This is a genomic window from Nonomuraea sp. NPDC059007 (genome assembly GCF_042740555.1).
GTDB lineage: Bacteria > Actinomycetota > Actinomycetes > Streptosporangiales > Streptosporangiaceae > Nonomuraea.
In genome coordinates, this window is sequence record NZ_JBHYJD010000001.1 from 1 (window position 1) to 22,360 (window position 22,360).

Annotated in this window: 22 protein-coding genes and 2 pseudogenes; 11 read left to right on the forward strand and 13 right to left on the reverse strand. The window is 71.3% G+C overall.

Features of this window, described 5'->3' with window-relative positions; translation table 11 throughout:
* On the forward strand, nt 1–189 hold a 189-nt coding region (locus ACFWY5_RS00005; RefSeq protein ID WP_379630091.1), incomplete at its 5' end, for a helix-turn-helix domain-containing protein.
* Here the strand turns inward: ACFWY5_RS00005 and ACFWY5_RS00010 are convergent.
* Entirely contained in the window at nt 186–1,097 is a 912-nt protein-coding gene (locus tag ACFWY5_RS00010; RefSeq protein ID WP_379630092.1) for an alpha/beta fold hydrolase, read from the reverse strand. The genes ACFWY5_RS00005 and ACFWY5_RS00010 overlap by 4 nt on opposite strands.
* Nucleotides 1,098–1,148: 51 nt before the next feature.
* Here ACFWY5_RS00010 and ACFWY5_RS00015 point away from each other — a divergent pair, with 51 nt between their 5' ends.
* Nucleotides 1,149–1,742 carry a TetR/AcrR family transcriptional regulator gene (locus ACFWY5_RS00015; RefSeq protein ID WP_379610184.1) on the forward strand — a complete coding sequence of 198 codons (594 nt, stop codon included), beginning with the start codon at nt 1,149–1,151 and terminating at the stop codon, nt 1,740–1,742.
* A 12-nt stretch (nt 1,743–1,754) separates the two neighbouring features.
* On the opposite strand, the gene ACFWY5_RS00020 is transcribed toward ACFWY5_RS00015, so the two are convergent.
* Together ACFWY5_RS00020 and ACFWY5_RS00025 are read right to left on the reverse strand one after the other, a co-directional pair.
* Nucleotides 1,755–2,228, reverse strand: a complete 474-nt coding sequence (locus ACFWY5_RS00020; RefSeq protein WP_379630356.1) for a nitroreductase family deazaflavin-dependent oxidoreductase — start codon at nt 2,226–2,228, stop codon at nt 1,755–1,757.
* A gap of 159 nt (nt 2,229–2,387) precedes the next feature.
* Nucleotides 2,388–2,645, reverse strand: a pseudogene (locus tag ACFWY5_RS00025) (MarR family winged helix-turn-helix transcriptional regulator); the annotation flags it as partial.
* A gap of 166 nt (nt 2,646–2,811) precedes the next feature.
* Here ACFWY5_RS00025 and ACFWY5_RS00030 point away from each other — a divergent pair.
* Nucleotides 2,812–3,348, forward strand: a pseudogene (locus ACFWY5_RS00030) (NAD(P)H-dependent oxidoreductase); the annotation flags it as partial.
* The gene (locus ACFWY5_RS00035) at nt 3,345–4,694 is read left to right on the forward strand and encodes an MFS transporter (RefSeq protein WP_379630093.1); all 1,350 of its coding nucleotides are present in this window, start codon (nt 3,345–3,347) and stop codon (nt 4,692–4,694) included. The pseudogene ACFWY5_RS00030 and the gene ACFWY5_RS00035, both read left to right, overlap by 4 nt.
* A gap of 4 nt (nt 4,695–4,698) precedes the next feature.
* Here the strand turns inward: ACFWY5_RS00035 and ACFWY5_RS00040 are convergent, their stop codons facing one another.
* The 8 genes from ACFWY5_RS00040 to ACFWY5_RS00075 form a co-directional block, all read right to left on the reverse strand.
* A complete protein-coding gene (locus tag ACFWY5_RS00040) occupies nt 4,699–5,832 on the reverse strand; it encodes a TetR/AcrR family transcriptional regulator (RefSeq protein ID WP_379630094.1) in 1,134 nt (377 codons plus the stop codon).
* Nucleotides 5,833–5,845: 13 nt separating this feature from the next.
* Nucleotides 5,846–7,384, reverse strand: coding sequence for a long-chain fatty acid--CoA ligase (locus ACFWY5_RS00045; protein WP_379630095.1), 1,539 nt, complete (start codon nt 7,382–7,384; stop codon nt 5,846–5,848).
* Nucleotides 7,385–7,393: 9 nt separating this feature from the next.
* Complete coding sequence (locus ACFWY5_RS00050; protein WP_379630096.1) at nt 7,394–8,482, reverse strand: acyl-CoA dehydrogenase family protein; 1,089 nt, start codon at nt 8,480–8,482, stop codon at nt 7,394–7,396.
* Entirely contained in the window at nt 8,475–9,260 is a 786-nt protein-coding gene (locus ACFWY5_RS00055) for an SDR family NAD(P)-dependent oxidoreductase (RefSeq protein ID WP_379630097.1), read from the reverse strand. Before ACFWY5_RS00055 ends, ACFWY5_RS00050 begins: the two co-directional genes overlap by 8 nt.
* The gene (locus ACFWY5_RS00060) at nt 9,257–9,622 is read right to left on the reverse strand and encodes a MaoC/PaaZ C-terminal domain-containing protein (RefSeq protein WP_379610192.1); all 366 of its coding nucleotides are present in this window, start codon (nt 9,620–9,622) and stop codon (nt 9,257–9,259) included. Before ACFWY5_RS00060 ends, ACFWY5_RS00055 begins: the two co-directional genes overlap by 4 nt.
* Nucleotides 9,619–10,023, reverse strand: a complete 405-nt coding sequence (locus ACFWY5_RS00065; protein WP_379610193.1) for a MaoC family dehydratase N-terminal domain-containing protein — start codon at nt 10,021–10,023, stop codon at nt 9,619–9,621. The genes ACFWY5_RS00060 and ACFWY5_RS00065 overlap by 4 nt, the downstream gene beginning before the upstream one ends.
* The gene (locus tag ACFWY5_RS00070) at nt 10,020–11,201 is read right to left on the reverse strand and encodes a lipid-transfer protein (RefSeq protein ID WP_379610194.1); all 1,182 of its coding nucleotides are present in this window, start codon (nt 11,199–11,201) and stop codon (nt 10,020–10,022) included. Before ACFWY5_RS00070 ends, ACFWY5_RS00065 begins: the two co-directional genes overlap by 4 nt.
* A 251-nt stretch (nt 11,202–11,452) precedes the next feature.
* Entirely contained in the window at nt 11,453–12,172 is a 720-nt protein-coding gene (locus ACFWY5_RS00075; RefSeq protein ID WP_379610195.1) for a TetR/AcrR family transcriptional regulator, read from the reverse strand.
* Between the two features lie 124 nt (nt 12,173–12,296).
* Between ACFWY5_RS00075 and ACFWY5_RS00080 the strand changes: the two genes are divergently transcribed.
* The 3 genes from ACFWY5_RS00080 (at nt 12,297) to ACFWY5_RS00090 (ending at nt 14,737) form a co-directional block, all read left to right on the forward strand.
* Nucleotides 12,297–13,478: a cytochrome P450 gene (locus ACFWY5_RS00080; RefSeq protein WP_379630098.1), complete on the forward strand. Its 1,182-nt coding sequence runs from the start codon at nt 12,297–12,299 to the stop codon at nt 13,476–13,478.
* Nucleotides 13,472–14,446, forward strand: coding sequence for a hypothetical protein (locus ACFWY5_RS00085; RefSeq protein WP_379630099.1), 975 nt, complete (start codon nt 13,472–13,474; stop codon nt 14,444–14,446). Before ACFWY5_RS00080 ends, ACFWY5_RS00085 begins: the two co-directional genes overlap by 7 nt.
* Nucleotides 14,447–14,527: 81 nt before the next feature.
* A complete protein-coding gene (locus ACFWY5_RS00090; protein ID WP_379630100.1) occupies nt 14,528–14,737 on the forward strand; it encodes a ferredoxin in 210 nt (69 codons plus the stop codon).
* On the opposite strand, the gene ACFWY5_RS00095 is transcribed toward ACFWY5_RS00090, so the two are convergent.
* Together ACFWY5_RS00095 and ACFWY5_RS00100 are read right to left on the reverse strand one after the other, a co-directional pair.
* Nucleotides 14,725–15,522, reverse strand: a complete 798-nt coding sequence (locus ACFWY5_RS00095) for a type II CAAX prenyl endopeptidase Rce1 family protein (protein ID WP_379630101.1) — start codon at nt 15,520–15,522, stop codon at nt 14,725–14,727. The genes ACFWY5_RS00090 and ACFWY5_RS00095 overlap by 13 nt on opposite strands.
* Nucleotides 15,523–15,602: 80 nt before the next feature.
* Nucleotides 15,603–17,324 carry an AMP-binding protein gene (locus tag ACFWY5_RS00100; RefSeq protein ID WP_379630102.1) on the reverse strand — a complete coding sequence of 574 codons (1,722 nt, stop codon included), beginning with the start codon at nt 17,322–17,324 and terminating at the stop codon, nt 15,603–15,605.
* Nucleotides 17,325–17,389: 65 nt separating this feature from the next.
* Here ACFWY5_RS00100 and ACFWY5_RS00105 point away from each other — a divergent pair, with 65 nt between their 5' ends.
* From ACFWY5_RS00105 to ACFWY5_RS00120, 4 genes are read left to right on the forward strand one after another with little or no spacing between them, the layout of a single operon-like run.
* Entirely contained in the window at nt 17,390–17,668 is a 279-nt protein-coding gene (locus ACFWY5_RS00105) for a hypothetical protein (RefSeq protein WP_379630103.1), read from the forward strand.
* Nucleotides 17,669–17,693: 25 nt separating this feature from the next.
* Nucleotides 17,694–19,082, forward strand: a complete 1,389-nt coding sequence (locus ACFWY5_RS00110) for an asparagine synthase-related protein (RefSeq protein ID WP_379630104.1) — start codon at nt 17,694–17,696, stop codon at nt 19,080–19,082.
* Between the two features lies 1 nt (nt 19,083).
* A complete protein-coding gene (locus ACFWY5_RS00115; RefSeq protein ID WP_379630105.1) occupies nt 19,084–20,889 on the forward strand; it encodes an alpha/beta hydrolase family protein in 1,806 nt (601 codons plus the stop codon).
* Nucleotides 20,886–22,325 (forward strand): asparagine synthase-related protein, encoded by a 1,440-nt coding sequence (locus ACFWY5_RS00120; RefSeq protein ID WP_379630106.1) that lies wholly within the window; start codon nt 20,886–20,888, stop codon nt 22,323–22,325. The genes ACFWY5_RS00115 and ACFWY5_RS00120 overlap by 4 nt, the downstream gene beginning before the upstream one ends.
* The last annotated feature ends 35 nt before the right edge of the window (nt 22,326–22,360 follow it).

A 22,360-nucleotide genomic window follows, 5' to 3' on the forward strand; every position in this document is an offset into this window, starting at 1 on the left:
CTCGGCGAACCGGGCCCGCCCAGGCGGCGCGGCCGCGCCCGGGGACGGAACGGCGGGCGCCCCGCCGCGCTCACCCAGGAGCAGCTGGAGCAGGCCCGTTCCCTGTACGCCGACGGTCGCGCCGTCGAGGAGATAGCGGCCCGCTTCGGCGTCTCCCGCGCCACCGTCTATCGCCGTCTCGAAATCTAACCATTTTGCGAATTAGTTTTTGAGAAGGAAGGGTCGGCGGAGACGCGAGCCGCGTGGCGCAGGATCCTGGAATTGCACAACTCGGGCACGTCCAGCGCGATCGAGTGCCCGGTGCCCGGCACCAGCTCCACCTCGGCCGACGGCAGGACCCTGGCCAGGCGGCGGGCCTCGTGCGCGGAGTCCTGCATGGTGCTGTGCGCGCCGAACAGGATGTGCGTCGGCACGGAAACGGCGGCGAGTTCCGCGTCGGTGAGCGGAACCATGGCCGGTAGCGCCGTCTCGTACACGTACGAGCCGAAGACCGCGGTGCGCATGTCTCCTGGCCGGTTCACCGAGTCGGTGTACAACATGCCGGCCAATGCGCGCCGCAGCGGCGACGGCAGGTACAGGCCGAGGCCGCAGGCGATGGCCCAGGCGTAGTGCCGGAGGTCGGCCACGCGAAAGGCCGCGGGGTCCAGCAGCGTCATTCCCGCCACCCGCTCCGGGGCGTGGATCGCGGTCAGCAGCGACTGCCAGCCGCCATAGGAGAAGCCGACCAGGTAGACGGCGGGCGCCCCGATCCCGTCGAGCGTCTCGGTCAGCCAGCGCACGATGTCGTTTCGTCCGGCGAGGGCCCGGGTCTGCGCACTGCGGCCGACGGCACCGAGAGGGTCGACGAGGTAGACCGGATGGGCCGCGCCGACAGGGCCGCTGCTGTAACGCCACCCCAGCGAATTGCCGCCCATACCCGGCAGGAACACCACCGGCAGTCCCTCCGCCGCGCCCGTGCGGTACAGGCGCGTGGTGCCGTAACCGGTGGCCACGTCGAGCGCCTCCAGCGGCTCCGGCCAGGTACGGATCTCCGCGTCGTAGTCCGCGAGATACTTCCGCCTCGCCGAATCGCTGCGGAAACGACCGATGCGCTCCATGCTTCATCCTTTCTCCGAACACCATTCTTGATACATGTGTATCATGGATGGGTGTCGAGCAAGGTCAGCCATGAAGAGCGCCGCCGCCAGATCGCCGAAGCGATGGTCACCATCGCCGCCACCCGCGGCCTGCACGCGGCCAGCATGCGGGAGGTGGCCGCCGAGGCCGGCGTCTCACTGCGCCTCGTGCAGTACTACTTCCAGACCAAGGAGGAACTGCTGCGCGCCGTCCTCCATCGCCTCGGCACCCAGTTGGGCAGCCGGATGGCCCACGCCGTCGCCGGCTCGGCCACTCCCCGTTCCCATCTCCGCGACGCGATGACGTCCCTCCTGCCCACCGACGAGGAGAGCCGCCGTATCGTGCTCGCCTACACCGCCCACTACACCCTCACGCTCACCGAGCCCCACCTGGCTCCGACCGGCCTCGCCCACGCGGGAACCCTGCACGATCTGATCGCCGCCAAGTTCCGCGAGGCCGCCCAGGCGGGCGAACTCCGGCCAGACGTGGATCCGGGCAGGGCGGCGCCCATCTGCCTGGCACTGGTCACCGGCCTCCAGTCGGCCGTACTCGCCGGACAGCACACACCTCAGGAGGCCACCGACCTGCTGGGAGCTCATCTCGACGGGCTTTTCACCCGGATGTGAAACGACTCCCCATCAATCGAGGTCACCCGGTTCGAGGACGAAGACCGGGATCTGACGGTCGGTCTTGCGCTGGTATTCGGCATAGTCCGGGTACGCGGCCACCGCCCGGCGCCACCAGAGGGCCTTTTCGCCCCCGGACACCTCGCGGGCCCGGTACCGCCCGGTCACCGTGCCGTCCTGAAGCGAGACGTCCGGCTCGGCGACCAGGCTGGAATACCACTGCGGGTTGACCGGCGCGCCACCCAGGGACGCGACGGCCGCGTAATACCCATCGTGCTCGACCCGCATCAGCGGAGTCTTGCGCACCTTGCCGGTCTTGGCGCCCCGGTAGGTCAGCAAAACGGTGGGCAGGTCACGGATCGTGACGCCGTCGGTCGTGCCGGTGCGCATGATCTGCTCGACGTGCTCGCGGACCCACGCCGACGCGCTCGGCTCGTAGTCATCGGCTTGATCGACGGGCCGGTGGCGGGAGCGCCTGGTGTCCACGTTGGCGGTCAAGGTGGTGAGGATGCCGGGTAGGCCCGCCACCGTGCCGGCGGGCAGGCCGTACACGGTCTCCTCCGCCAATGCGACCCAGAGTCGCTTGATCTGACCGACCAGAGCCTTGCCGCTGTCGGTGAGCTCGACCACGCTGGCGCGTTTGTCGGTGGGGGCGGGCGTACGGCGGATGTGGCCGCCCGCTTCGAGCTTGCGGCTCATGAGCGTGACACTGGGCGGCTCACAACCGAGCGCCTCGCTGAGCTGGGCCTGGATCATCGGGCCTGTCCGGTCGAGTTCGAGCAGGAGCGCCTCCTGTCCGGGGTGCAGGCCGAGCGGATCCAGCAGCGCCGCGGCTCTGGCCCGGTGGCGCAGGCTCAGCAACCGGATGGCCTGGTTGAGTGCGTCGGCTTGCTCGAAGTCCATGAGCCCTCCTTGACAGTTTAGTTATCCGCATAACTATTATGCGCATAACTAATCCTAGCCGACAATGAGGAGCAGGGCATGACCGCAAAGGTCGCCGTCATCTACTACAGCGCGACGGGCATGGTGCGCGCTCGCGCGGGCGGTCGCCGAGGGGGCCGTCTCGGCCGGGGCCGAGGTGCGGCTGCGACGGGTCGCCGAACTGGCGCCCGACGGCGCCGTCGACCAAGGACGGCAGGACGGGCCGATCGCCGAGGCCGCGGTGGAGGATCTGGCGTGGGCCGACGCGTTCGCGTTCGGCACGCCGACCCGGTTCGGCGCACCGGCCGCGCAGCTCAAGCTGTTCATCGACCAAGCCGTCGGGCTGTGGCACGGAGGCGAGCTGGCCGGCAAGCCGGTGACCGCCTTCACCTCGGCGTTCCACCGGCACGGCGGCAGCGAGGCCACGATCTTGTCGCTGGGCAACGTCTTCTACCATTGGGGGTCGCTGATCGTGCCGCCCGGATACACCGATCCGGCCGTGTACGCCGCCGGGGGCAATCCGTACGGCACATCGTTCGTGAGCGGCCCGAGCGGGGACGGCCCGGACACCGCGGCGCTGGAAGCGGCCAGGTACCAGGGACGGCGGCTGGCCCAGATCACGATCCGGCTCCGCACCGCCGATGCCGGCGAAGCCCTGGCCGCGACAACCTCGCAGACCGCGTGACCGGCACCGCGACACGGCAGACCGGCCGCGCCTGGATGATCCTGTCGCTGGCGTGCGCCTGCCAGTTCATGGTCATCCTGGACGCGTCCATCGTCAACGTCGCCCTGCCCGCCGTCCGTGAGGACCTCGGCTTCACGCCCACCGGCCTGGCCTGGGTGGTGAACGGCTACCTGCTCACCTTCGCCGGGCTCATGCTGCCGGGCGGCCGCGCCGCCGACCTGTTCGGCCCGCGCCGTACGCTGGTCGCCGGGCTGTTCGTGTTCTCCGCCTCCAGCCTGGCCGCCGGCCTGGCAACGGCTCCTGAGGTCCTGGTGGCGGCCCGCCTCGTACAGGGCGCCGGAGCCGCCATGATGGCTCCGGCGACGCTGGCCGTGATCAACACCTCCTTCACCGGGCCGGGCGCGCGTGCCAAGGCGTTCGGCGCCTGGTCCGCCGCCGGTGGTGTCGGCGGGATGGTCGGCGCGCTCGCGGGCGGCGCCATCACCACCGGCCTGTCGTGGCGGTGGGTCTTCCTCGTCAACATGCCGATCGGCGCGCTACTGATCGTCGTGGCCCTGATCTCCCTGGCCGCCACGCGAATCCGGCGGCAGTCGCTCGACCTCACCGGCGCGGTCACCGGGACCGCTGGGCTGGCCGCGCTCGTCTACGGTGTGATGGAGAGCGCCGATCACGGCTGGTCGTCCTGGCTGGTTCTGGGGCCGGTGGCGGCGGGCCTGCTCCTGCTCGTCGTCTTCGCCGCGGTGGAGGCGCGTTTCGCCACCCGGCCGATGATGCCCCTGCGGCTGTTCAGGATCCGGGCGGTCGCGGTCGGCAACGGCATGCTGCTGCTGTTCGGCGGAATCGCCATCGCGATGTGGTACTTCACCTCGCTGTTCCAGCAGAACGTCCTCGGCTTCAGCGCGCTGCAGGCCGGGCTCGGGCAGACACCCGCGGCGGTGATGTTCATGGTGACCGCGCGATGGGCCGCGCCGCTGCTGCCACGTACGGGTCCGCGCGCTCCGGTGCTGGCCGGCAGCGCCCTCTTCCTGGCCGGGTTCGGCTGGCTCTCCCTGGCCCACGCCGGCAGCGGCTACGTCACCGGCGTGCTCGGGCCCACGCTGCTCGTCGCGGTCGGCATCGGGCTGACCTTCCCCACCCTCATGGCGGTGGCGACCGCCGACGGTCCGGAGGAAGACGCGGGCATCATCGGCGGCCTGGCCCAGACCGCCAGTCAGGTGGGCGGGGCGATCGGCCTGGCGGTGCTCACGACGGCCGCCGGCTACAACCTGGTCTTCCTCATGGCCGCCGGGCTCGGCCTGGCCATCGCGGTGGCCGGACTGCTGCTGCCGCGGCACCGGCCCGGCTGACCGTTCACCCGCCCAGGACGTCGAGTGACAGCCCCGTCAGCTCGCCGGCCAGGTGCGCGCGGGAACGGGCCCTGGTACTCAAGGACAGATCGTTGACCAGGGTCATCGCGCTCTGGACGAGCACCCTGGCCTCGTCCTGGGTCAGCTCGGGGCGTTGGGCGGACAGCAGGCCGACCCATTCGAGGATGTAGTCGTGCTGGGCTCGGCGCATGGCGCGGAGCTGTTCGCCGGGCAGGTGCATGACCTCGGTGACCAGCATCGCGTTCAGCTCGCTGTGCGCCAGGGTGTTGTCGACGTAGGAACGCAGCACCGCCTCCAGAGCCTCGCGCGGGCCGGAGCTGGATGTCAGCGCCTGGGCCAGCGCCAGTTGCAGCCCGTCGTTGGCCCGGTTGAGCGCGGTGATGAGGATCTCGGCCTTGCTGCCGAAGTGGTTGTACACGCTGGGCCCCGCGATCCCCGCCGCCGCGCCGATGTCCTCCATGCCGACCGCCTGGTAACCGCGCTCGTGGAACAGCGTGATCGCCGCGGCGAGCAGCGTCTCCCTGCGCGAGGTGCGGGCCAGCCCCGCGTTCTGCCTCACCTCGCCCGGCCCCGCCGGGCTCAGCCGGGAGGTGTGGCGCAGTGCCTGCCCGATCTCCACCATCAGGCTCTCGAAGCGTGCCCTCGGCAGCTCGACGGCGTGGTACGAGGGACTTGACAGCGCGCTCAGCACCGCCCAGGCCAGCAGGTCCGCCTCGTCCCGCGGCCGGTCGAGCAGCCCGGCGACGCGCTGGTGGATCGCCCGCTGATGCTCGCGCACCCCGACGGTCTGGGCGGCGGAAAGGTGCCTGGCCTCCCGCCGCCACAAGACGCCGAGCTGGCGGTGGTCGAGCACGTAGCGGGCGAGCGTGCCCACGATCTCGTCCGGTGTGGCCTCGGCCAGTGCGGCATCGAGCCTGGCCAGCCCGTCGAGGATGACCTGGCCGAGGAGCTCCTGCTTGCCGCTGAAGTGGCGGTAGAGCGCGCCCGCGGTGATGCCGACGGCTTTGGCGATCTCGTCCATGCCGGTGGCGTGGAAGCCGGACCGGTGGAAGTGATCGAGAGCCGCAGTGAGGATCTGCTGCTTGCGGTCGCGCGGGCGCCGCCTGGTCGTGGTCATCGCGCCGATTGTCTCAGGTGACCGCCCTGTCGGCGCCTTCCCAGTACGGCCGGCGTAGCTCCCGCTTGAGGATCTTTCCGGCCGAGGAGAGGGGCAGTTCGCTGACGAATTCGGCGCTGCGCGGCGCCTTGTACCCGGCGATCAGGGTCTTGGCGTGCGCCCGGAGATCCTCGGCGCTTGCCGTACGGCCGGCTCTGAGTACCACGACGGCGTGCACGCGCTCGCCCCATTCGGGGTCGGGCACGCCGATCACGGCGCAGGCGGCGACGGAGGGGTGCTGGGCGAGGGCGTTCTCCACCTCGGCGGAGTAGACGTTCTCGCCCCCGGAGACGATCATGTCCTTGAGCCGGTCGACGATGTAGACGTATCCGTCCTCGTCCATGTACGCGCCGTCGCCGGTGTGCATCCATCCGTCGCGCAGCGCCTGGGCGGTCTCTTGAGGTTTGTCCCAGTAGCCGAGCATGACGTGGCCGCCGCGCACCACCACCTCGCCGACCGTACCGCGGGGCACCTCCCGGCCCTCGGGGTCGACGATGCGGACCTCGGCGTGCGGGGCCGCCCGGCCGCCGGAGCGCAGCTTGGTCCCGTCGCGGTGGTCGGCGGCGGTGAGGAGCGTGGCCACCGGCGACAGTTCGGTCATGCCGAAGGCCTGGACGAACCCGGCGCTGGGGAAGGCGTTCATGGCCCGCGTGAGCAGGGACGCGGGGATGGGCGAGGCGCCGTACAGGATGGTCTTGAAGCTGGAGAGGTCGTGATCGTCCAGCGCCGGGTGGTCGACGACCAGCTGGATCATCGCCGGAACCAGTACGCCGCTGTCGGCCCGGTGGGTCGCGATCGCCTTCATGACGGCCACGGGCTCGAACATGGGGATGATGACGTGGGTGCCGCCGATGAGGTTCTGCGCGGTCCACGCGGACAGGGCGGCCAGGTGGAACATCGGCGCGGCGTGCAGGAGCCGCCCGCCCGGGACGGTGAAGCTGCCGCCCGCCTGGCTGCCCAGCGCCGAAGTGATCATGTTGCCGTGGCTGAGCATGACGCCCTTGGGGAAACCGGTGGTGCCGCCGGTGTAGAAGATCCCGGCCAGCGTGTCGCCGCCCGTACGCGAGTCCTCGATCGGCTCGTGGGCGGCGAGCAGGTCCTCGTAGGCGAGCATGCCGTCCGGGGCGGGCCGCTCCCCGCAGTGGATGACGGCGTCGAGTACGTCGGCGAACATGGGCGCCGCGGCGGCGAACGCGTCGTCCACCAGGAGCACCCGCGAGTCCGACTCCTCCAGCGAGTAGCGGATCTCCGGCGGCGCCCAGCGGATGTTCACGGGGTTCACCACGGCGCCGATCCACCACGTGGCCAGCAGGTATTCGTGGAAACGGTCGGAGTTGAGCGCGAGCATCGCCACCCGGTCGCCCGCCGCGACGCCGAGCGCGCGCAACGCGGCCGCCAGCCTGGCGACGCGGTCCGCCGACTCGCGCACGGTGCGGGTCCTGTCGCCGAAGACGGTGTAAGGGCCGTCGGGGCGTTGCTGAAGGGCCCGATGCAGCCCTTGGGTCAGGTACATGTCGTGCTCCTACAGGGATCTGGCGATGAGTTCCTTCATGACCTCGTTCGCGCCGCCGTAGATCTTCTGGACGCGCGCGTCGGCGTACATGCGCGCGATCGGGTACTCGCGCATGTAGCCGTATCCCCCGAACAGCTGCAGGCATCGGTCGACGACCTGGCACTCCACCTCCGTGAGCCACCACTTGGCCATGGAGGCGGTGGTGGCGTCGAGCTCGCCGCGCAGGTGCAGCTCGACACAGGAGTCGGCGAACACCCGTCCCACCCTGGTCAGGGTGGCGCATTCGGCCAGCTCGAAGCGGGTGTTCTGCATGGCCATCAGCGGCTGGCCGAACGCCTGCCGCTCCTTCACGTACGCGACGGTCTCCTCCAGCGCCCGCTCGGCGACGGTCACCGCGACCACACCGATGATCAGCCGTTCCTGCGGCAACTGCTGCATGAGGTGGCCGAGACCCCGTCCCTCGACGCCCAGCAGGTTCGCCGCGGGCACCCTGACCTCGTCGAAGAACAGCTCGGAGGTGTCCGCGGCGGGCATGCCGATCTTGTCGAGCACCCGCCCGCGCCGGAAGCCGTGCTCCACGACGATCAAGGAGATGCCGTTGCCGGTCTGGGCCACCACGATGACCAGGTCGGCGCAGCCGCCGTTGGAGATGAACGTCTTGGACCCGGTGACCAAGTAGTCGTCGCCGTCGCGCACCGCCTTCGTCCGGATGCCGCGCAGGTCGGACCCGGCCTCCGGCTCGGTCATCGCCACCGCGCCCACGACCTCGCCCGTGGCCATGGGCGGCAGCCAGCGCCGTTTCTGCTCCTCGGTGCCGTAGGCCAGGATGTAGTGCGCGACGATGCCGCTGTGCACCGCGTTGCCCCAGCCCGAGTCGCCGATCCTGGCCTGCTCCTGCAGGACCGCCAGGTCGTCGGCGAAGGTGCCGCCGCCTCCGCCGTACTCCTCGGGGATCGAGCAGCACAGCAGCCCGACCTCGCCCGCCTTGCGCCAGAAGTCGCGGTCGACGTGGTGCTGGGCCTCCCAGCGTTCCAGGTGCGGCACGGCCTCGGCCTTGAGGAACGCGCGTGCCGTATCGCGCAGCAGGTCGCTACTCATAACCGCCGCCGCAGACAAGGACCTGCCCGCTGACGTAGTCGGATTCGGGCAGGCAGAGCAGGAACACCGAGCCCGCCGCCTCTTCCGGCGTGCCGCCGCGGCCGAGCGGGATCATCAGCTTCATCGTCGCCATCAGGTTCGCGTTCACCCCGACCTTGATCTCCTGCCCCTCGACCTCGATCGAGGTCTCCTGGGTCAGCCTGGTCTCGATGAGGCCGAACGCCACCGCGTTGACGTTGACCCGGTAGCGGCCCCACTCCTTGGCCATGGTCTTGGTCAGGCCGACCACGCCCGCCTTGGCCGCCGCGTAGTTGGCCTGACCGGCGTTGCCGCCGAGGCCCGCGATCGAGGAGATGTTCACCACCTTGCGGTGGTGCTCGACAGGATGGGCTTTCAGGTACGGCTGCGCCGCCCGGAGAATCTGGAACGGCGCCTTCAGATGGACGTCGAGGATGGCGTCCCACTGGTCGTCGGTCATCTTCTGCACGACGTTGTCCCAGGTGTACCCGGCGTTGTTGACGATGATGTCGAGGGCGCCGAACGACTCGGCGCAGGTGTCCACCACCCGCCCGCCGAAGCCCGGCTCGGTGACGCTGCCCGGACAGGCGACCGCCGCCCCACCGGCCGCCTTGATCGCCGCCACCGTCTCCTCGGCGGGCTCGGCGTCCAGGTCGTTGACCACGACCGACGCGCCTTCCGCGGCCAGCTTCAACGCGATCGCGCGGCCGATGCCCCGGCCCGATCCGGTGACGATGGCGGCTTTGCCGTTCAGCTTCACAGTGCTCCTTCGATGATCGCCTGGCCTTTGAGGGTGAGGGTGCCGTCGTCCAGGGTTACCGTCAGGTCGAGGTGGGTCAGCCCGTCTTCGGCACGGGTCACGGTGGCCTCGCAGACCGGCCTGCCGTACAGGGGGGTGATGGCGGTGAAGCGCACCGCGTAGGAGCGGATGCGCTCCTGCGGAACCAGGGCGGTCAGCAGCCGTCCGAGGTAGGCCATCGAGAGCATGCCGTGGGCGAAGACGTCGGGCGCACCCGCGCCACGGGCGACGTCCAGGTCGATGTGCATGGGATTGTGGTCGCCTGAGGCGCCCGCGTACAACGCCAGCGTCGTCCGGCTGATCGCCGGCAGTTCGAGCCTCATGAGGTCACCACGATCGTGTTCGTCAGGTCGGCGATCGGCTCGCCGTCGCGCGTCACCTTGGTGGTCCTGACCAGGAAGCGCAGCGCGCCCCCCTTTTTCGTGTAGTCGCCGGTGAGTGCGCTGTCGAAGGTCAGCGTGTCGCCCGCGTAGGCCATGGCGTGGTAGGTGAAGCCCTGCTCGCCGTGGAGTACCTTGCGCAGGTCGATGCCCAGCTCGGAAATGAAGGCGAAGGCGTCGTCCCGGCACTCCATCTCCAGGCAGAACAGGAACGTCGGCGGCACCGGCAGGTCGGGGTGCCCGGCCTTCACGGCCGTCTCGACGTCGGTGTAGAGCGGGTCGTTCTGGCCGGTGGCCTTGGCGAAGAAGCGCAGCCTGCCGCGCTCGACCTCGACGGTGCTCATGACACCTTCTCGTAGAGCGAGACGACGCAGGCGCCGCCCAGGCCCAGGTTGTGCTGCAGCGCCAGCCGTACCCCGTCGACCTGGCGCGCGCCGGCCTGTCCCCGCAGTTGCCAGACCAGCTCGGCGCACTGCGCGAGGCCCGTCGCGCCCAGGGGATGTCCCTTGGACAGCAACCCGCCGCTGGGGTTGGTGACCACACGCCCGCCATAGGTGTTGTCGCCGTCCACGACGAACCGCTCGGCGGTGCCCTCGGGGGTCAGCCCCAGCGCCTCGTAGGTGATCAGTTCGTTGGCGGTGAAGCAGTCGTGCAGCTCGACGACCCCGATGTCCTCGGGACCGACGCCGGCGCTCTCGTAGACCGAGCGCGCGGCGTTCGCGGTCATGTCGTAGCCGACGACCTTCATCATGTCGCCCTCGTCGAACGTGCTGGAGGTGTCGGTCGTCAGCGCCTGCGCCCTGATCGCGACGTCCGGGGCAAGTCCGTGCCGCCGGGCGAAATCATCGGAGCACAGGACGGCCGCCGCGGCCCCGCAGGTGGGCGGGCAGCACTGAAGCCTGGTCAGCGGTCCGTAGATGTGCGGGGAGGCCAGCACCTCCTCCTCGGTGAGCGGGTCGCGGAAGACGGCGTAGGGGTTGTGCGCCGCGTGCCTGCGGGCCTTGACGGAGATCTTCGCGAACGTCTCGGGGCGGGTGCCGTAGCGCTCGGCGTAGGTACGGCCGGCGCCGCCGAAGTACTGGGCGGCGAAGGGCGCCTTCTCGTCGGCACCCTGGATGCCGGCCATGGTGGTCGCGCTGCGCGACATCGGCTGGGGGCGGTCGTCCCACACCGTTCGCAGCGCGCCCTTGCGCATCTGCTCGAAGCCGAGAGCCAGCACGCAGTCGACCGCGCCGGCGGCCACCGCCTGCCTGGCCAGCCAGAGCGCGGAGGAGCCGGTGGAACAGTTGTTGTTGACGTTGATGATCGGGATGCCGCTCTGGCCCAGGCCGTAGAGGGCGGCCTGCCCGCTGGTGGAATCGCCGTAGACGTAGCCGACGTAGGCCTGCTGGACCTGGTCGTAGCCGATCCCGGCATCGGCGAGCGCGGCCCTGGCCGCCTTCTCCCCCATGACGTCGTACGGCTCGCTCGCTCCGGGTTTGGTGAAGGGGATCATCCCCACACCGAGCACATTGACTCGCATCGCTCTCCTCCAGACACTAATCACCATTTACTTTTTGGCATGCATGGCTCTGTGTCAAGAGAGGAGAGCTGTCCAGTCGCCTATCGAACATTTACCCACACCTGGCGGGCCGACAGGCGCGACCCCCTTGTCCGAGGCAGGATCGGACGGCGTCGGCCAGGTTCGACGCTCGCGGGTCGTCGGGGTCCGCGAAGCCGATCGATCCAGGCCCGAGCATCGGGAACGGCGCGGCGTTGTCGACGTGGGTCGCCTCAGGATTCGGGGGTGGGTTCCATGCCGGCGAGGATGCGGCGCAGGCCGTAGTCGAAGGCGTCCTCCCTGGGGCCGCCGTGCGCGTCGGACTGGGTCGCGTACAGGCGGCGCAGCCGGGGGTAGGGCTGGACGGCCTGTACGGCGAGCGGCCACACGCGCTGCATCCAGTCCTGCTCGTCAAGCTGCTTGCGGGCCAGCGTGTTCCTCCAGGCGGCCTCGACGATGCTCGCGCCGGTGACCCAGGAGACGAGGGTGCTCAGGGCCAGGTCGGCCTCCTCCAGCGTGAAGCCGGCGTCTTCGAGGATGCCGATCATGTGGTCGGTCTTCTCCATGAGCTGGGGCCCGAGGAAGGCCAGGCCGGTTTCGGCGGTCAGGGAAGCGAACCAGGGATGGCGCAGGATCGCCGCGCGCAGGCTGCGGGCACAGGCCGCGGCGGCGGTGCGCCAGTCGGCGGGGTCGTCGAGCACGGGGATGTCGATCTCGCCGTAGACCTGGTCGACGACGAGTTCGATGAGCTCGTCCTTGCCGCCGACGTGCCAGTAGAAGGCGGTGGCGGCGGTTTTCAGCTCGGCGCCGAGGCGGCGCATGCTGAGCGCCTCCAGCCCTTCGGCGTCCAGCACCCGGATCGCGGTCGCGACGATCAGCTCCCGGGTGAGCGTGGGCGCCTTCTTCGGTGGTCGTGTCCACACCGACGGTGGCTGGTCCGGGCCTGTCGCCATGGTTCCTCCTGAGCTCCCCGCCACTGTACTGCACGCCGTACAGCGCTTGCGTACACTGTTCATCATGCGTACGGTGTGCTCATCAACTGCACGCCGTGCAGGCCCTTGAAGAAAGGCCCCGACCATGACCGACTCTCCGGTGACACTGCCCATGTCCCGACCCGATGATCGTCCCTGGGATCCACCCACGGAGCTCACGCGGCTGCGCGAGGAGAAGCCGCTGTGGCGGATGACCTTCCCCGACGGGCACCTGGGCTGGCTCGCCCTCAGCCACGAGCTGGTCCGTTTCATCGCCGGCGACGCGCGGTTCAGCTCCCGCTACGAGCTCATGCACTACCCCTCGGCGGACGCGGGGCAACTGCCGCCCGCCCAGCCGGGTGACCTGGGCGGAATGGACGCCCCGCAGCACACGCGGTACCGCAAGCTGCTGGCGGGCAAGTTCACCGTGCGCCGCATGCGGCTGCTGACCGAGCGGATCGAGCAGGTCGTCCAGGAGTACCTGGACGCGATGGAGGCCCAGGGGCCCGGTGTCGATCTGGTGGAGGCCTTCGCCAAGCCGGTGCCCGCCGTGGTGATCTGTGAGCTGCTCGGCGTGCCGTTCTCCGACCGGGAGGAGTTCCTGAGCAACGCGGCCAAGATCGGCGGGCTGGACGCCAGCCCGGAGGAGCAGTACGCGGCCTATGTGGCACTGGGCGAGTACATCGCCGGGCTCGTCCGGGCCAAGCGGGACGACCCCACCGACGACCTGCTCAGCGACCTGACCACCAGCGACCTGTCGGACGAGGAACTGGCCGGGCTCGGCAGCTTCCTGCTGGGGGCGGGGCTCGACACCACCGCGAACATGATCGGCCTGGGCATGTTCGTCCTGCTGGAGCACCCCGAGCAGCTCGCGTCGCTGCGCGCGGAGCCGGAGCTGGCCGGCAACGCGGTCGAGGAGCTGATGCGCTTCCTGACCATCACCGCCGTCGGAGCCAGGACCGCGCTGGAGGACGTCGAACTGGGCGGAGAGCTGATCAAGGCCGGCGAGACGGTCACGGTCGCGGTGCAGGTGGCCAACCGCGACCCCGAGCGCTTCCCCAACCCCCACGTGCTGGACCTGCGCCGGGACGCCTCCGGCCACCTCGGCTTCGGCCACGGCATCCACCAGTGCCTGGGCCAGCAACTGGCCCGCGTGGAGATGCGGGCGGCCTTTCCCGCGCTGCTCGCCCGCTTCCCCTCGCTCGAACTGGCGGTTCCCGCCGGCCAGGTGCCCATGCGCCACGGTCAGGACTTCTACGGCGTGCACCGCCTTCCCGTGACATGGTGAGCCTCCTGCGGGCCGCGCACCGGCCGCTGGTCATCGCCTCGGGCCTGCTCGCCGTGGTCATGCTCGTGTCGCTGGCCGGCATGGTGGTGGACGGGCGTACGCTCCTGGGCGAGTCGGTGTGGGTCAAGCCCCTGAAGTTCGGCTTCGCCTTCGCCCTGTACGCCGTGACGCTCGCCTGGCTGCTCACGCTGCTGACCAAGGCCAAGCGCTTCGGGTGGTGGCTGGGCACCGTGATCGCGGTCTGCGTGGTCGTCGACGTCGGCGCCATCACCTTCGCCGCCGCCCGCGGCACCTTCAGCCACTTCAACCTGGAGACCGATCCGGTCACGAGCTTCACCACCCAGGTCCTCATCTACGGCGTGCCGCCCGTCTTCGTCTCCAACCTGATCATCGCGGTCCTGGTGCTCGTCCAGCGTGTGGGCGACCGGGCGATGACGACGGCGATCCGGGCCGGGCTGGTCCTGGCCGTCCACGGTACGGCGGTGCCGTACTGGATGGCCTTCGTCGGCGGCATCAAGGAGCGCACCGTGCTCAACGCCAACGGCGAGAGGGTCAAGATGGTGATCGGCCACGGCGTCGGCGACCCCGACGGCACCGGCATGCCGCTCACCAACTGGAGCGTCACCGGCGGCGACATGCGCGTGCCGCACTTCATCGGCATGCACGGCATCCACGCCCTGCTGATCCTGACCCTCGTGCTGGGCGCGCTGGCCGCCAGGGTGGCGTGGCTGCGCGCCGAGAAGGTACGCGCCCGGCTGGTCGGCGTCGGCGCCTTCGGCTACATCGGGCTCACGGCGCTGGTCACCTGGCAGGCGGCGCGCGGCCAGTCGCTCGTCCACCCCGACGCGGTCACTGCGGGCGTCTTCACCGCGATCGTGCTGGCCACTCTGGCCGCCGGGGCCGCCGTGATCACCGGCGCCAGGAGAGAGCCGCGGCTCGTGGCCGCGGAAGGGCCGGAACATGCCTGACCTGATCTCCGCTGCGCACGACCACAAGACCCTGCGGGCCAAGAGGCTCCGCAATCGCGACCCCGGAAAGTGAGAACAGCCATGGACATCATTCTGGACAAGGACAAGTGCATCGGCGGCGGCATGTGCGTGCTGTCCGCTCCCGCCGTCTTCGACCAGGACGACGATGGCATCGCCGTCCTGCTCGACCCCCATCCGCCCGCCGCCGGGCGGGCCGCCGTCCGGGCGGCGGCCGTCGTCTGCCCGGCCGCCGCCATCACCGTCGAGGAAGGGCGGGCTCACACCGTGTAACCGGAGGCGAGGGCGATGACGCCCACCACGGTCATCAGGAGCGCCGAGCCGGGGTGCATGGCGATCGAGACGCGGATGTCCTTCTCCTTCCAGGCGAGCCAGACGCCCGGGTACAGGAAGACGAGCTTCGACAGGACCGTCCAAGGCGCCCAGAAGTGGTAGACGGAGAAGAAGAAGGTGTTGAAGAACGGCGCCCACTTGCCGAGCTGCGGGAGGCGGGGCAGCAGGAAGCCGCGGAAGTAGTACTCCTCGACCAGCGGCAGGGTGAAGCCGGTGAACGGCGCGCAGATGAGCAGCGTCGTGAGCACGAGGTCCGGCGAGTAGCCCTGGAGGTAGGCGGCGCCGTCGGGGCCGGCGCCCTGGTAGTCCACCCAGGTGAAGAACCAGTCGTAGACGATGTTGTCCAGCGGGGTCAGCGAGAGCGAGACCACGGTCATCCACACGAGGCACGCGGCCCCGAGCCAGAAGACCTTGCGGCGGGAGAGCGGCCGGTCGTGGTTTCGGACGACGCCCTTCATCGTGAAGCGGCCGGTCTGCTTCTTGCCCAGCCACAGCAGGAACAGCTGGAGCGGGAAGAGCACGATCGCGAGGGCGATGGCCCAGGCCATGAAGATCGGGTAACCCATCGCCCGGACCAGGGGGGCGGCGACGAACGCGTACACGGCGACGATGAACGCGCCGGGCACCAGGTGCAGTGCGATGGAGAACGGGACGGAGTGACGGTCGGCGAGGAGCTTCGCGACGAAGCCTTTCGTTTCGGCCGGGGGCCGCTTTGCTGTATCCATGCCGGGAAGTCTGGCTCCGCGGCCTAACACGGACCTGACATCGTTCTGATACGGCTACCGGCCGCCGTGCAAGGCGCGGATCACGGCGTGCGCCATGACCGGCGCAGGGCGTCGGACAGGTCTCCGGCCCGGGGGTGGCGCAGGACCAGCGCGGGTTTGACGCTCCGCCCGGTGCGGCGTTCGAGTTCGGCGGCGAGCCGCGTGGCCAGCAGGGAGTGGCCGCCCAGCCGGAAGAAGTCGCTGTCCCGCTGGATCGGCCCGGCGGCCAGGGTGGCGCGGAAGGCGGCGAAGACCGTCCTTTCCACCTCGTCTTCGGGCTTCTGCGTCGCCTCGGTCCGCTGCGCGCGCACGTAGTCCTCGGCCAGCAGCCGCTTGCGGACCTTGCCGTTGGGTGTGACGGGCAGCTCGTCCAGCACCACGATGTCCACCGGCACGTGACTGCCCGGCAGCCGTTGTGCGCAGTGGTCGCGCAGGCCGGCCGCCGGTTCGCCGGGCGGCTCCATGACGACCGCCGCGGCGACGGCCCGGCCGAGCGCGGTGTGCGGCACCCCGAACACGGCCACCTCCCGGACGGCCGGATGGGTGCGCAGCGCGGCCTCCACCGTCGCCGAGGCGATGTTCAGCCCGCCGGAGACGATGACGTCGTCGGCTCGTTCCACGAAGTACACCAGCGCGTCGTCGCCGAGCCGGCACAGGTCGCCGGTCGCGATCCAGCCGTCGGCCAGGTAGCGCGTGCCCGTCTCGGCGGTGCCCGCCGGCTCCAGGTAGCTCAGCGCCGGGCCGGTGTCGCGGAGCCAGAGCTCCCCCACCTGCCCGGGGGCCACGTCGCGGCCCGTGCCGTCCACCACGCGCGCGTCCCCGCCCAGCCGGCCGAGCGCGGGCGGGCGGCCGGGCAGGCACCGGTGCTGAAGTCCGGCGCCTCCCTCGGCGATCGTGTAGACGTTGAAGATCCGCGCTCGCGGGAACACCTCGGCGAGGCCGTCCACGGTGGGCTGGTCCAGCGGAGCCGAGGACGACACCACCGACCGGATCCGCGCCGGTGCGCGGCCCTGCGCGCGCAGCGCGGCCACGGCGAGCCGCGCGGTGGTCGGCACCAGGCTCATGGCGCTCACCCGATGCTCGTCGATCAGCTCGGCCAGCCGTTCCGGCGCGAACGGCTGGCCGAGCACCACGTGCACGCCGTTGATCAGGCAGCTCTTGAGCACGGACTGCGCCGCGTTCGTGCCGATCGCCACGGCGGTGAACAGGGCGTTGAGCTGGGCCGCCGGGACGTCGCCGTCCTGCGGCCAGTCGTCGGTGAGGGAGCTGTGGCTGCTCAGCACGGCCTTGGCCGCGCCGGTGGTGCCGGAGGTGAGGATCACCGCCGCCGGATCCGTTTCCGCGCGAGGCGCCGTCTCCGGCGACGGCGGTGTGGCTGCCAGGTCGGCGGCGTCCGCCACCCATCCGCCGAACGCCACCCCCTGGGGCTTTTCCCCGGCGACCAGGCCGGCCGCGCCCACCCGGGCGGCGGTGGACGACAGGTGCGCCGGGGGGACGGGGGCGCGTACCGGAACGGCCACCCCGCCCGCGGCCAGCACGCCCATGAAGCAGGTGACGAAGCGGAGCCAGTCGCCGTCCTCGAAGGCGAGCACCACCCGCTCCCCCGGCCGCGCGCCGCGGGCGGAAAGTCCCGCCGCGACCCGCCGCGCACCCAGATGCCAGCTCAGGTAGTCGAGTGTGCCCACCCCGTCGACGGTGAACGCCGGCGCCGCCGGGTGGGCGGCCGCCCTCCGGGCGAGGACGTCATGCAGTAACCCGGGCAACAGTGGTCCCTCCCCGCGCATGGCGTACCGGGCGATCGTCTCACCATAAGCACCACGAAGTCGCCATGATCAGACCACTCAATTGGGATAAATGTTCATCATTGACGCTATTACCGCTATTTCTAAGAATCAGCCTCGAAATTCGCACCGATAGGAGGTACGAAATGGGGCACAGCGATCTACCACGTGACAGCTGTGGTGGCGTGCGCCGGTGCGGCGGCAATCTTCTCGTCGCCAACGCCGTGCAGCCGAAAGAATCGGCCGTCCGCCGCAATGTCCGGGCGGTGTCCGAGTTCTGGTCAACGTTCCGGGCATCCCGCAAGATGCTGAACAAGAGCCGGTAACTGTTCCTTGCGATCAGAAACCAGCATGACTGGAGGGGTTTCGGACGCCCTGTCCGAGCCCCTCTACTTGCGGCCGGAGGACGGCGCCCTCGACCGTGATCCACTGCGCCTGGTGACCTCGGCGAAGCGGTTCTCACTGGAGCGACTGGCGCTGCTTCTGGACGGGCTGCCGTTCGAGGCGGAGTTCCCGCCGGAGAGCCCCTGGGAGGGCGTGGTACGGCACCGCCCGCCCCTCGACCTTCCTCCGCTGGGCTCCACCGACGACGCGGCACTGGGCGAGGAGTTCGCCGCGGCCGTCTCGCGCTGCCTCGGCGACGCGGAGTCCGCCGTGGTCCTGCTGTCCGGCGGCATGGACTCGTGGGCCGTCTTCGCGCACGCCTGGCGCCAGACGCGGCGGGAGGGACGCCGGCTGAGCGCGGTCGTGTGGAACCTGCGCGACCAGTTCGGCAAGGCCACCGCCGCCCTCGTCCACCGCCAGCTCCAGGCCGTGGACATCTCCTGCGACCTGCACGTCCTGCCCGCCGAGTGGCAGGCGCTGCCCGAGCCGCGGTGGTCGCCGCTCGGCCCACGCCACGACTACTACACGCGCCTGCACCAGGCCACCGTGGATCACGCCGCGGACATCGGGGCGAGCGTCCTGCTCAGCGGCCAGGGCGGCGACGAGGTGCTCGGCGCCTGGAACCACCTGTCCGCCTCGCTGGCGCGCGGGCGCAGGTGGCGCGACCTGCGCAGCTACCTCACGAGCTTCGGCCAGGCCGACTCCCTGGTGGAGGTGGCGGGCGAGGCCGCCGCGATCGCGGCACGACGGCTGCCGCCGCACCTCTCCTTCCAGCTCTACGTGGCGACCGCGCTGCGCGACGTCGTCAACAGCGGGCGCCCATCGGTGCTCACGGACGGCTACCGCGAGTCGGTCAGGAGCTGGACCGAGGGCTGGCTGGCCGACAGGTTCGCGTCGTTCCGGGAAGCGGGCGGCGACTGGACGACGGCCAGCCTGCGTGACTCCATCTTCCCCTGGGCCTACGACGCGCATCCGCTCGGCGCTCCGATCCGGCAGCGCTCGCCGTTCGTGGACGAGCACTTCGTGCGGTACGCCTTCGGGCTGCCGCCGGCCACCCGGTTCCGGGCCGAGGGGCCGTACCCGTACCAGTGGTACAAGGCGCTGCACCTGCGGCTGCTGCCCGCCGCGCTGCGCCCGATGCTGCCGGGCTACAAGCAGAGCTACTCCGACGCCTTCCGGCGCTACGTGCTCGACGTGCTGCCCGAGGAACCGCCGCTGATCGAGGAACTGGGGCTGATCCAGCCTATGGACCGGCTCGACCTGGAACGGGTTCATCCACGGCTGCCCATCGTGGTGCGCAACGTGGACCGGTGGGTGGCGGGCGCGCTGGAAGCCGGCGCCGAGCCGGCCCTCTAGCATGAACCGCCCGGCACGCAGGTGGTTCGGCGCGGAACCGGCCGTCAACCTCGCCCTGTCACCCGACGGCCGGGCGGTGAGCTGGCAGAGCGAGCGGAAGCCTGGCCTGTTCGTCTGGCGCCGGGAACACGGCGTGCGCGCGCTCCGGACCGGCCGCGCCCGGATCGTGGATCACGCCTGGTTGCCCGGGAGCGGCGCGCTGGTCGCGGTCGTGGCCGGCCGTACCGAACGAGTGATCGTCCACGACGAGGCCACCGGACGCACTTCCGACGTCACGCCGGAGGGCCTCGGCCGGATCCACGTCGTGGACCGCGACCAGCCGCGGCGGCGGAGCCTGCTGCTGGGCGGCACCGGCGCGGACGGCCGGGCGGCGTGGCACGTCCTGTCCTCGCCCGGCGGGCAGGCACGTCACGTGCCCGCGCCCGGCCCGGCCGGACGCCTGTTCAGCGACGCCGGTGACCGGCCGTGCGCGGCCACCGCCCGCACCGAGGACGGCTCCCTCCTCGTGTACGCGGCGGAGGCGGACACCTGGCATGAGGTGTGGCGATCCCGGCCACCCGGCTCCCTGGTCACCCACCCCGTCGACGTCACCGCGGACGGGCTGGGCCTCTACCTGTCCGGCCCCTGCCGCGACGGGTTTCTCGGCGTACGCCTGCTGGACCTGCGTACCGGCAAGACGCGGACCGTCCTGGAGGACGGCGAGCACGACCTGGACGTCGTGCTGCATCCGGCGACGCGCGTCCCGCAGCTGGCGCTGGTGTCGGGAGCCCGCCAGGGTCTCCGTGCGCTCGGCCCCGAGCTGGCCGCGGACCTGTCCGACCTCACCTCCCGCCATCCGGGCGAGCTCGACCTCGTGGGCCTGACCAGGGACAACACCGTCTGGCTCGGACGGCTCGACGACGGCGAGTCCGCGCCCAGGCACCTGCTGTGGGATCGCGGCGACGGCACCGCGTACCCCTTCACCCCGGGGCTCCCGAAGCCTGGCCTGATCGCGCGCAGGGCGAAGCGGCGGGCGCTCGCGCCCACCGCCGTCGTGGCCGTTCCCGCCCGCGACGGCCTGGTGCTCGACGGCTACCTGGTCACGCCGTCCGGGGGCGCGCCGCCGTACCCCGGTGTGCTGCTCGTGCACGGCGGCCCGTGGTCGCGCGACGTGTGGGGCCTGTCCGCGCAGGCCCAGTGGCTGGCCGAGCTGGGATACGCGTCGCTGCGCGTCAACTTCCGCGGCTCGGAGGGGTACGGCACGCGCTTCCTGGACCTCGGCCGTGCCGGCTGGGGCGGCGCGATGCACGACGACCTGGAGGACACACTGCGCTGGGCGGCCGAGGAAGGGCACCTCGACCCGGACCGGGTGGCCATCATGGGACAGTCGTACGGCGGGTACGCGGCGCTCATGGCCGCGACCGCCCGGCCGAAGGCGTTCGCGCTGGCCGTGGCCGTCTGCGCGCCCACCGACCTGGTGGCCTTCCTGCGGCACGTGAAGGGGTCCTCGCACCACGAGCGGGCGCATTTCCTGCGCCGCGTGGGCGACCCGGACGACGACGCCGGCCGCCTGCGCGCCCGCTCGCCCCTCACCCACGCCGCCGGCTGTCATACGCCGGTGCTGCTGGTGCACGGCAGGGACGACCCGCTGGTTCCCTTCACCCACGCGACCACCATGGCCGCCGCGCTCGCCGAGCATCGCCGTCCCCACCACTGCCTGGTGCTCTCCGGCGAGGGCCACGGCATCACCAGCCCCGCCAACCGGATCCGGCTCGCCCGGGTGGTTGGCCGCCAGCTCGCGTACCACCTCGCAGGGAGGCCCGCATGACCAGCCCTCAGGACACGCACCTGACACCGGCGCAGGCCGCGGCCGGGGAGCGTCCGTCCTTCCGCTACGTCGCCGCCCCCGACCGGCTCGCGCCGTTCGTGACCCGCCCGGCCTACCGGGAGACCGGCTCGGAACGGGCCGCGAGCCCCTCCACCGGCGCCTACTCCCTGGCCGCGCTGGCCACCTGGTTCACCTGGCCGGCGCTGAGCACCGACCTGTTCCCCGCCGCGCCGTGGACCGGTCTGGAGCGCGTACGGCACGCGCCGCCCCGCCCCCGTGGCCACGCCCGCCCCGGCGAGCTGCGCGACCGGCTCGAAGCCGCGGTCGAGCGGGCGATCGGCGACCGGGAGCACGTGGCGGTCGCCACCTCGGGCGGGCTCGACTCCGCCGCGCTGCTCGCCGTCACCGCCCGGGTCTGCCGGCGTACCGGCCGCCGGCTGCTGACCGTCACCATGGACATTCCGGACGACCGGGGCCGCCGCCCCAAGGTGGTCGTGGACCGGCTGCTGGACTTCCTCGGGCTGCGCTGCCTCCACCTGCGCGTGGACACGGCCCCCCGCCGCTGGCCGGAGCCGGACTGGTGCGAGCACGGCCCCCGCTTCGACGGCTTCCCCCGGCTGCACCGCGGGATGGCCGAGCTCTCCGCCGGCGCGGGCGCGCAGATCCTGCTCCACGGCAGCGGCGCCGACCAGCTCCTGGAGGCTCCCGGCTACATGGCCGCGCGGCTGGCCGGCCGGGGCGCCTTCGGCGATCTGGCCGCCTACCTCAAGGACGCCGCGGCCGGCGGCGGGCCACCCCTGCGGGAGCTGACGGCCGTCCTGGCCGGAGGGCTGCACCGGGGGTTCTCCTCCGCCCTCTACTGGCCGACGGCCTGGCCGCAGCGGACCCGCGAACCCGGCTCGGCCCTGCTGACCGAGGAGGTCCACGAGGCGGCCTGCGCCTGGGAACAGGACTACCGGCGGGAGTCGGCGAGGATCGCCGCCGAGGCGGGCATGTCCTGGGCGGAGGCGCTGATGATCCACCGCACCTTCCCGTACGACGTCGTCGTAGCGGCCACCGAACTGCCCGAGGCCGCCCCCTTCTACGACCCGGCCTTCGCCGAGTACGCCCTGCACCTGCCGGCGGCCGCCCGCTACTCCTCGGCCTACGAGAACGAATATCTGCGCAGGAAGCACCTGGTCACGGACTTGCTGCCGGACGGGATCGGCTCCGTGCTGCCGCCGTACCGGCAGCGGGGCTCGCGCTCGTACTCCCGGTACTGGCGGCTGACGCGCGTGGAACCTTCGCTGGCCGTGGAGCGGGGGCTGCTGCGGCCGGACTGGCGCACGCGGTGCCGGGACACGTTCGAGGTGGCCACGGCCAGCGCGGTGGAGCTGTGGCTGCGCGGCGCGGAGGAGCGCGGGGCACGCGCGGCCGGGATCGGGGCGACGGCGTGACCCGGGCCGTTCCTGGCGTTCCTGGCGTTCCTGGC

Coding starts and splice junctions, on each gene's coding strand:
- ACFWY5_RS00095 (WP_379630101.1), bottom strand. CDS start 15,522: ATGGATACAGCAAAGCGGCCCCCGGCCGAAACGAAAGGCTTCGTCGCG.
- ACFWY5_RS00105 (WP_379630103.1), top strand. CDS start 17,390: ATGATCAGACCACTCAATTGGGATAAATGTTCATCATTGACGCTATTA.
- ACFWY5_RS00115 (WP_379630105.1), top strand. CDS start 19,084: ATGAACCGCCCGGCACGCAGGTGGTTCGGCGCGGAACCGGCCGTCAAC.
- ACFWY5_RS00050 (WP_379630096.1), bottom strand. CDS start 8,482: ATGAGTAGCGACCTGCTGCGCGATACGGCACGCGCGTTCCTCAAGGCC.
- ACFWY5_RS00040 (WP_379630094.1), bottom strand. CDS start 5,832: ATGACCACGACCAGGCGGCGCCCGCGCGACCGCAAGCAGCAGATCCTC.
- ACFWY5_RS00065 (WP_379610193.1), bottom strand. CDS start 10,023: ATGAGCACCGTCGAGGTCGAGCGCGGCAGGCTGCGCTTCTTCGCCAAG.
- ACFWY5_RS00075 (WP_379610195.1), bottom strand. CDS start 12,172: ATGGCGACAGGCCCGGACCAGCCACCGTCGGTGTGGACACGACCACCG.
- ACFWY5_RS00070 (WP_379610194.1), bottom strand. CDS start 11,201: ATGCGAGTCAATGTGCTCGGTGTGGGGATGATCCCCTTCACCAAACCC.
- ACFWY5_RS00010 (WP_379630092.1), bottom strand. CDS start 1,097: ATGGAGCGCATCGGTCGTTTCCGCAGCGATTCGGCGAGGCGGAAGTAT.
- ACFWY5_RS00120 (WP_379630106.1), top strand. CDS start 20,886: ATGACCAGCCCTCAGGACACGCACCTGACACCGGCGCAGGCCGCGGCC.
- ACFWY5_RS00060 (WP_379610192.1), bottom strand. CDS start 9,622: ATGAGGCTCGAACTGCCGGCGATCAGCCGGACGACGCTGGCGTTGTAC.
- ACFWY5_RS00085 (WP_379630099.1), top strand. CDS start 13,472: ATGGTGAGCCTCCTGCGGGCCGCGCACCGGCCGCTGGTCATCGCCTCG.
- ACFWY5_RS00080 (WP_379630098.1), top strand. CDS start 12,297: ATGACCGACTCTCCGGTGACACTGCCCATGTCCCGACCCGATGATCGT.
- ACFWY5_RS00045 (WP_379630095.1), bottom strand. CDS start 7,384: ATGTACCTGACCCAAGGGCTGCATCGGGCCCTTCAGCAACGCCCCGAC.
- ACFWY5_RS00090 (WP_379630100.1), top strand. CDS start 14,528: ATGGACATCATTCTGGACAAGGACAAGTGCATCGGCGGCGGCATGTGC.
- ACFWY5_RS00110 (WP_379630104.1), top strand. CDS start 17,694: ATGACTGGAGGGGTTTCGGACGCCCTGTCCGAGCCCCTCTACTTGCGG.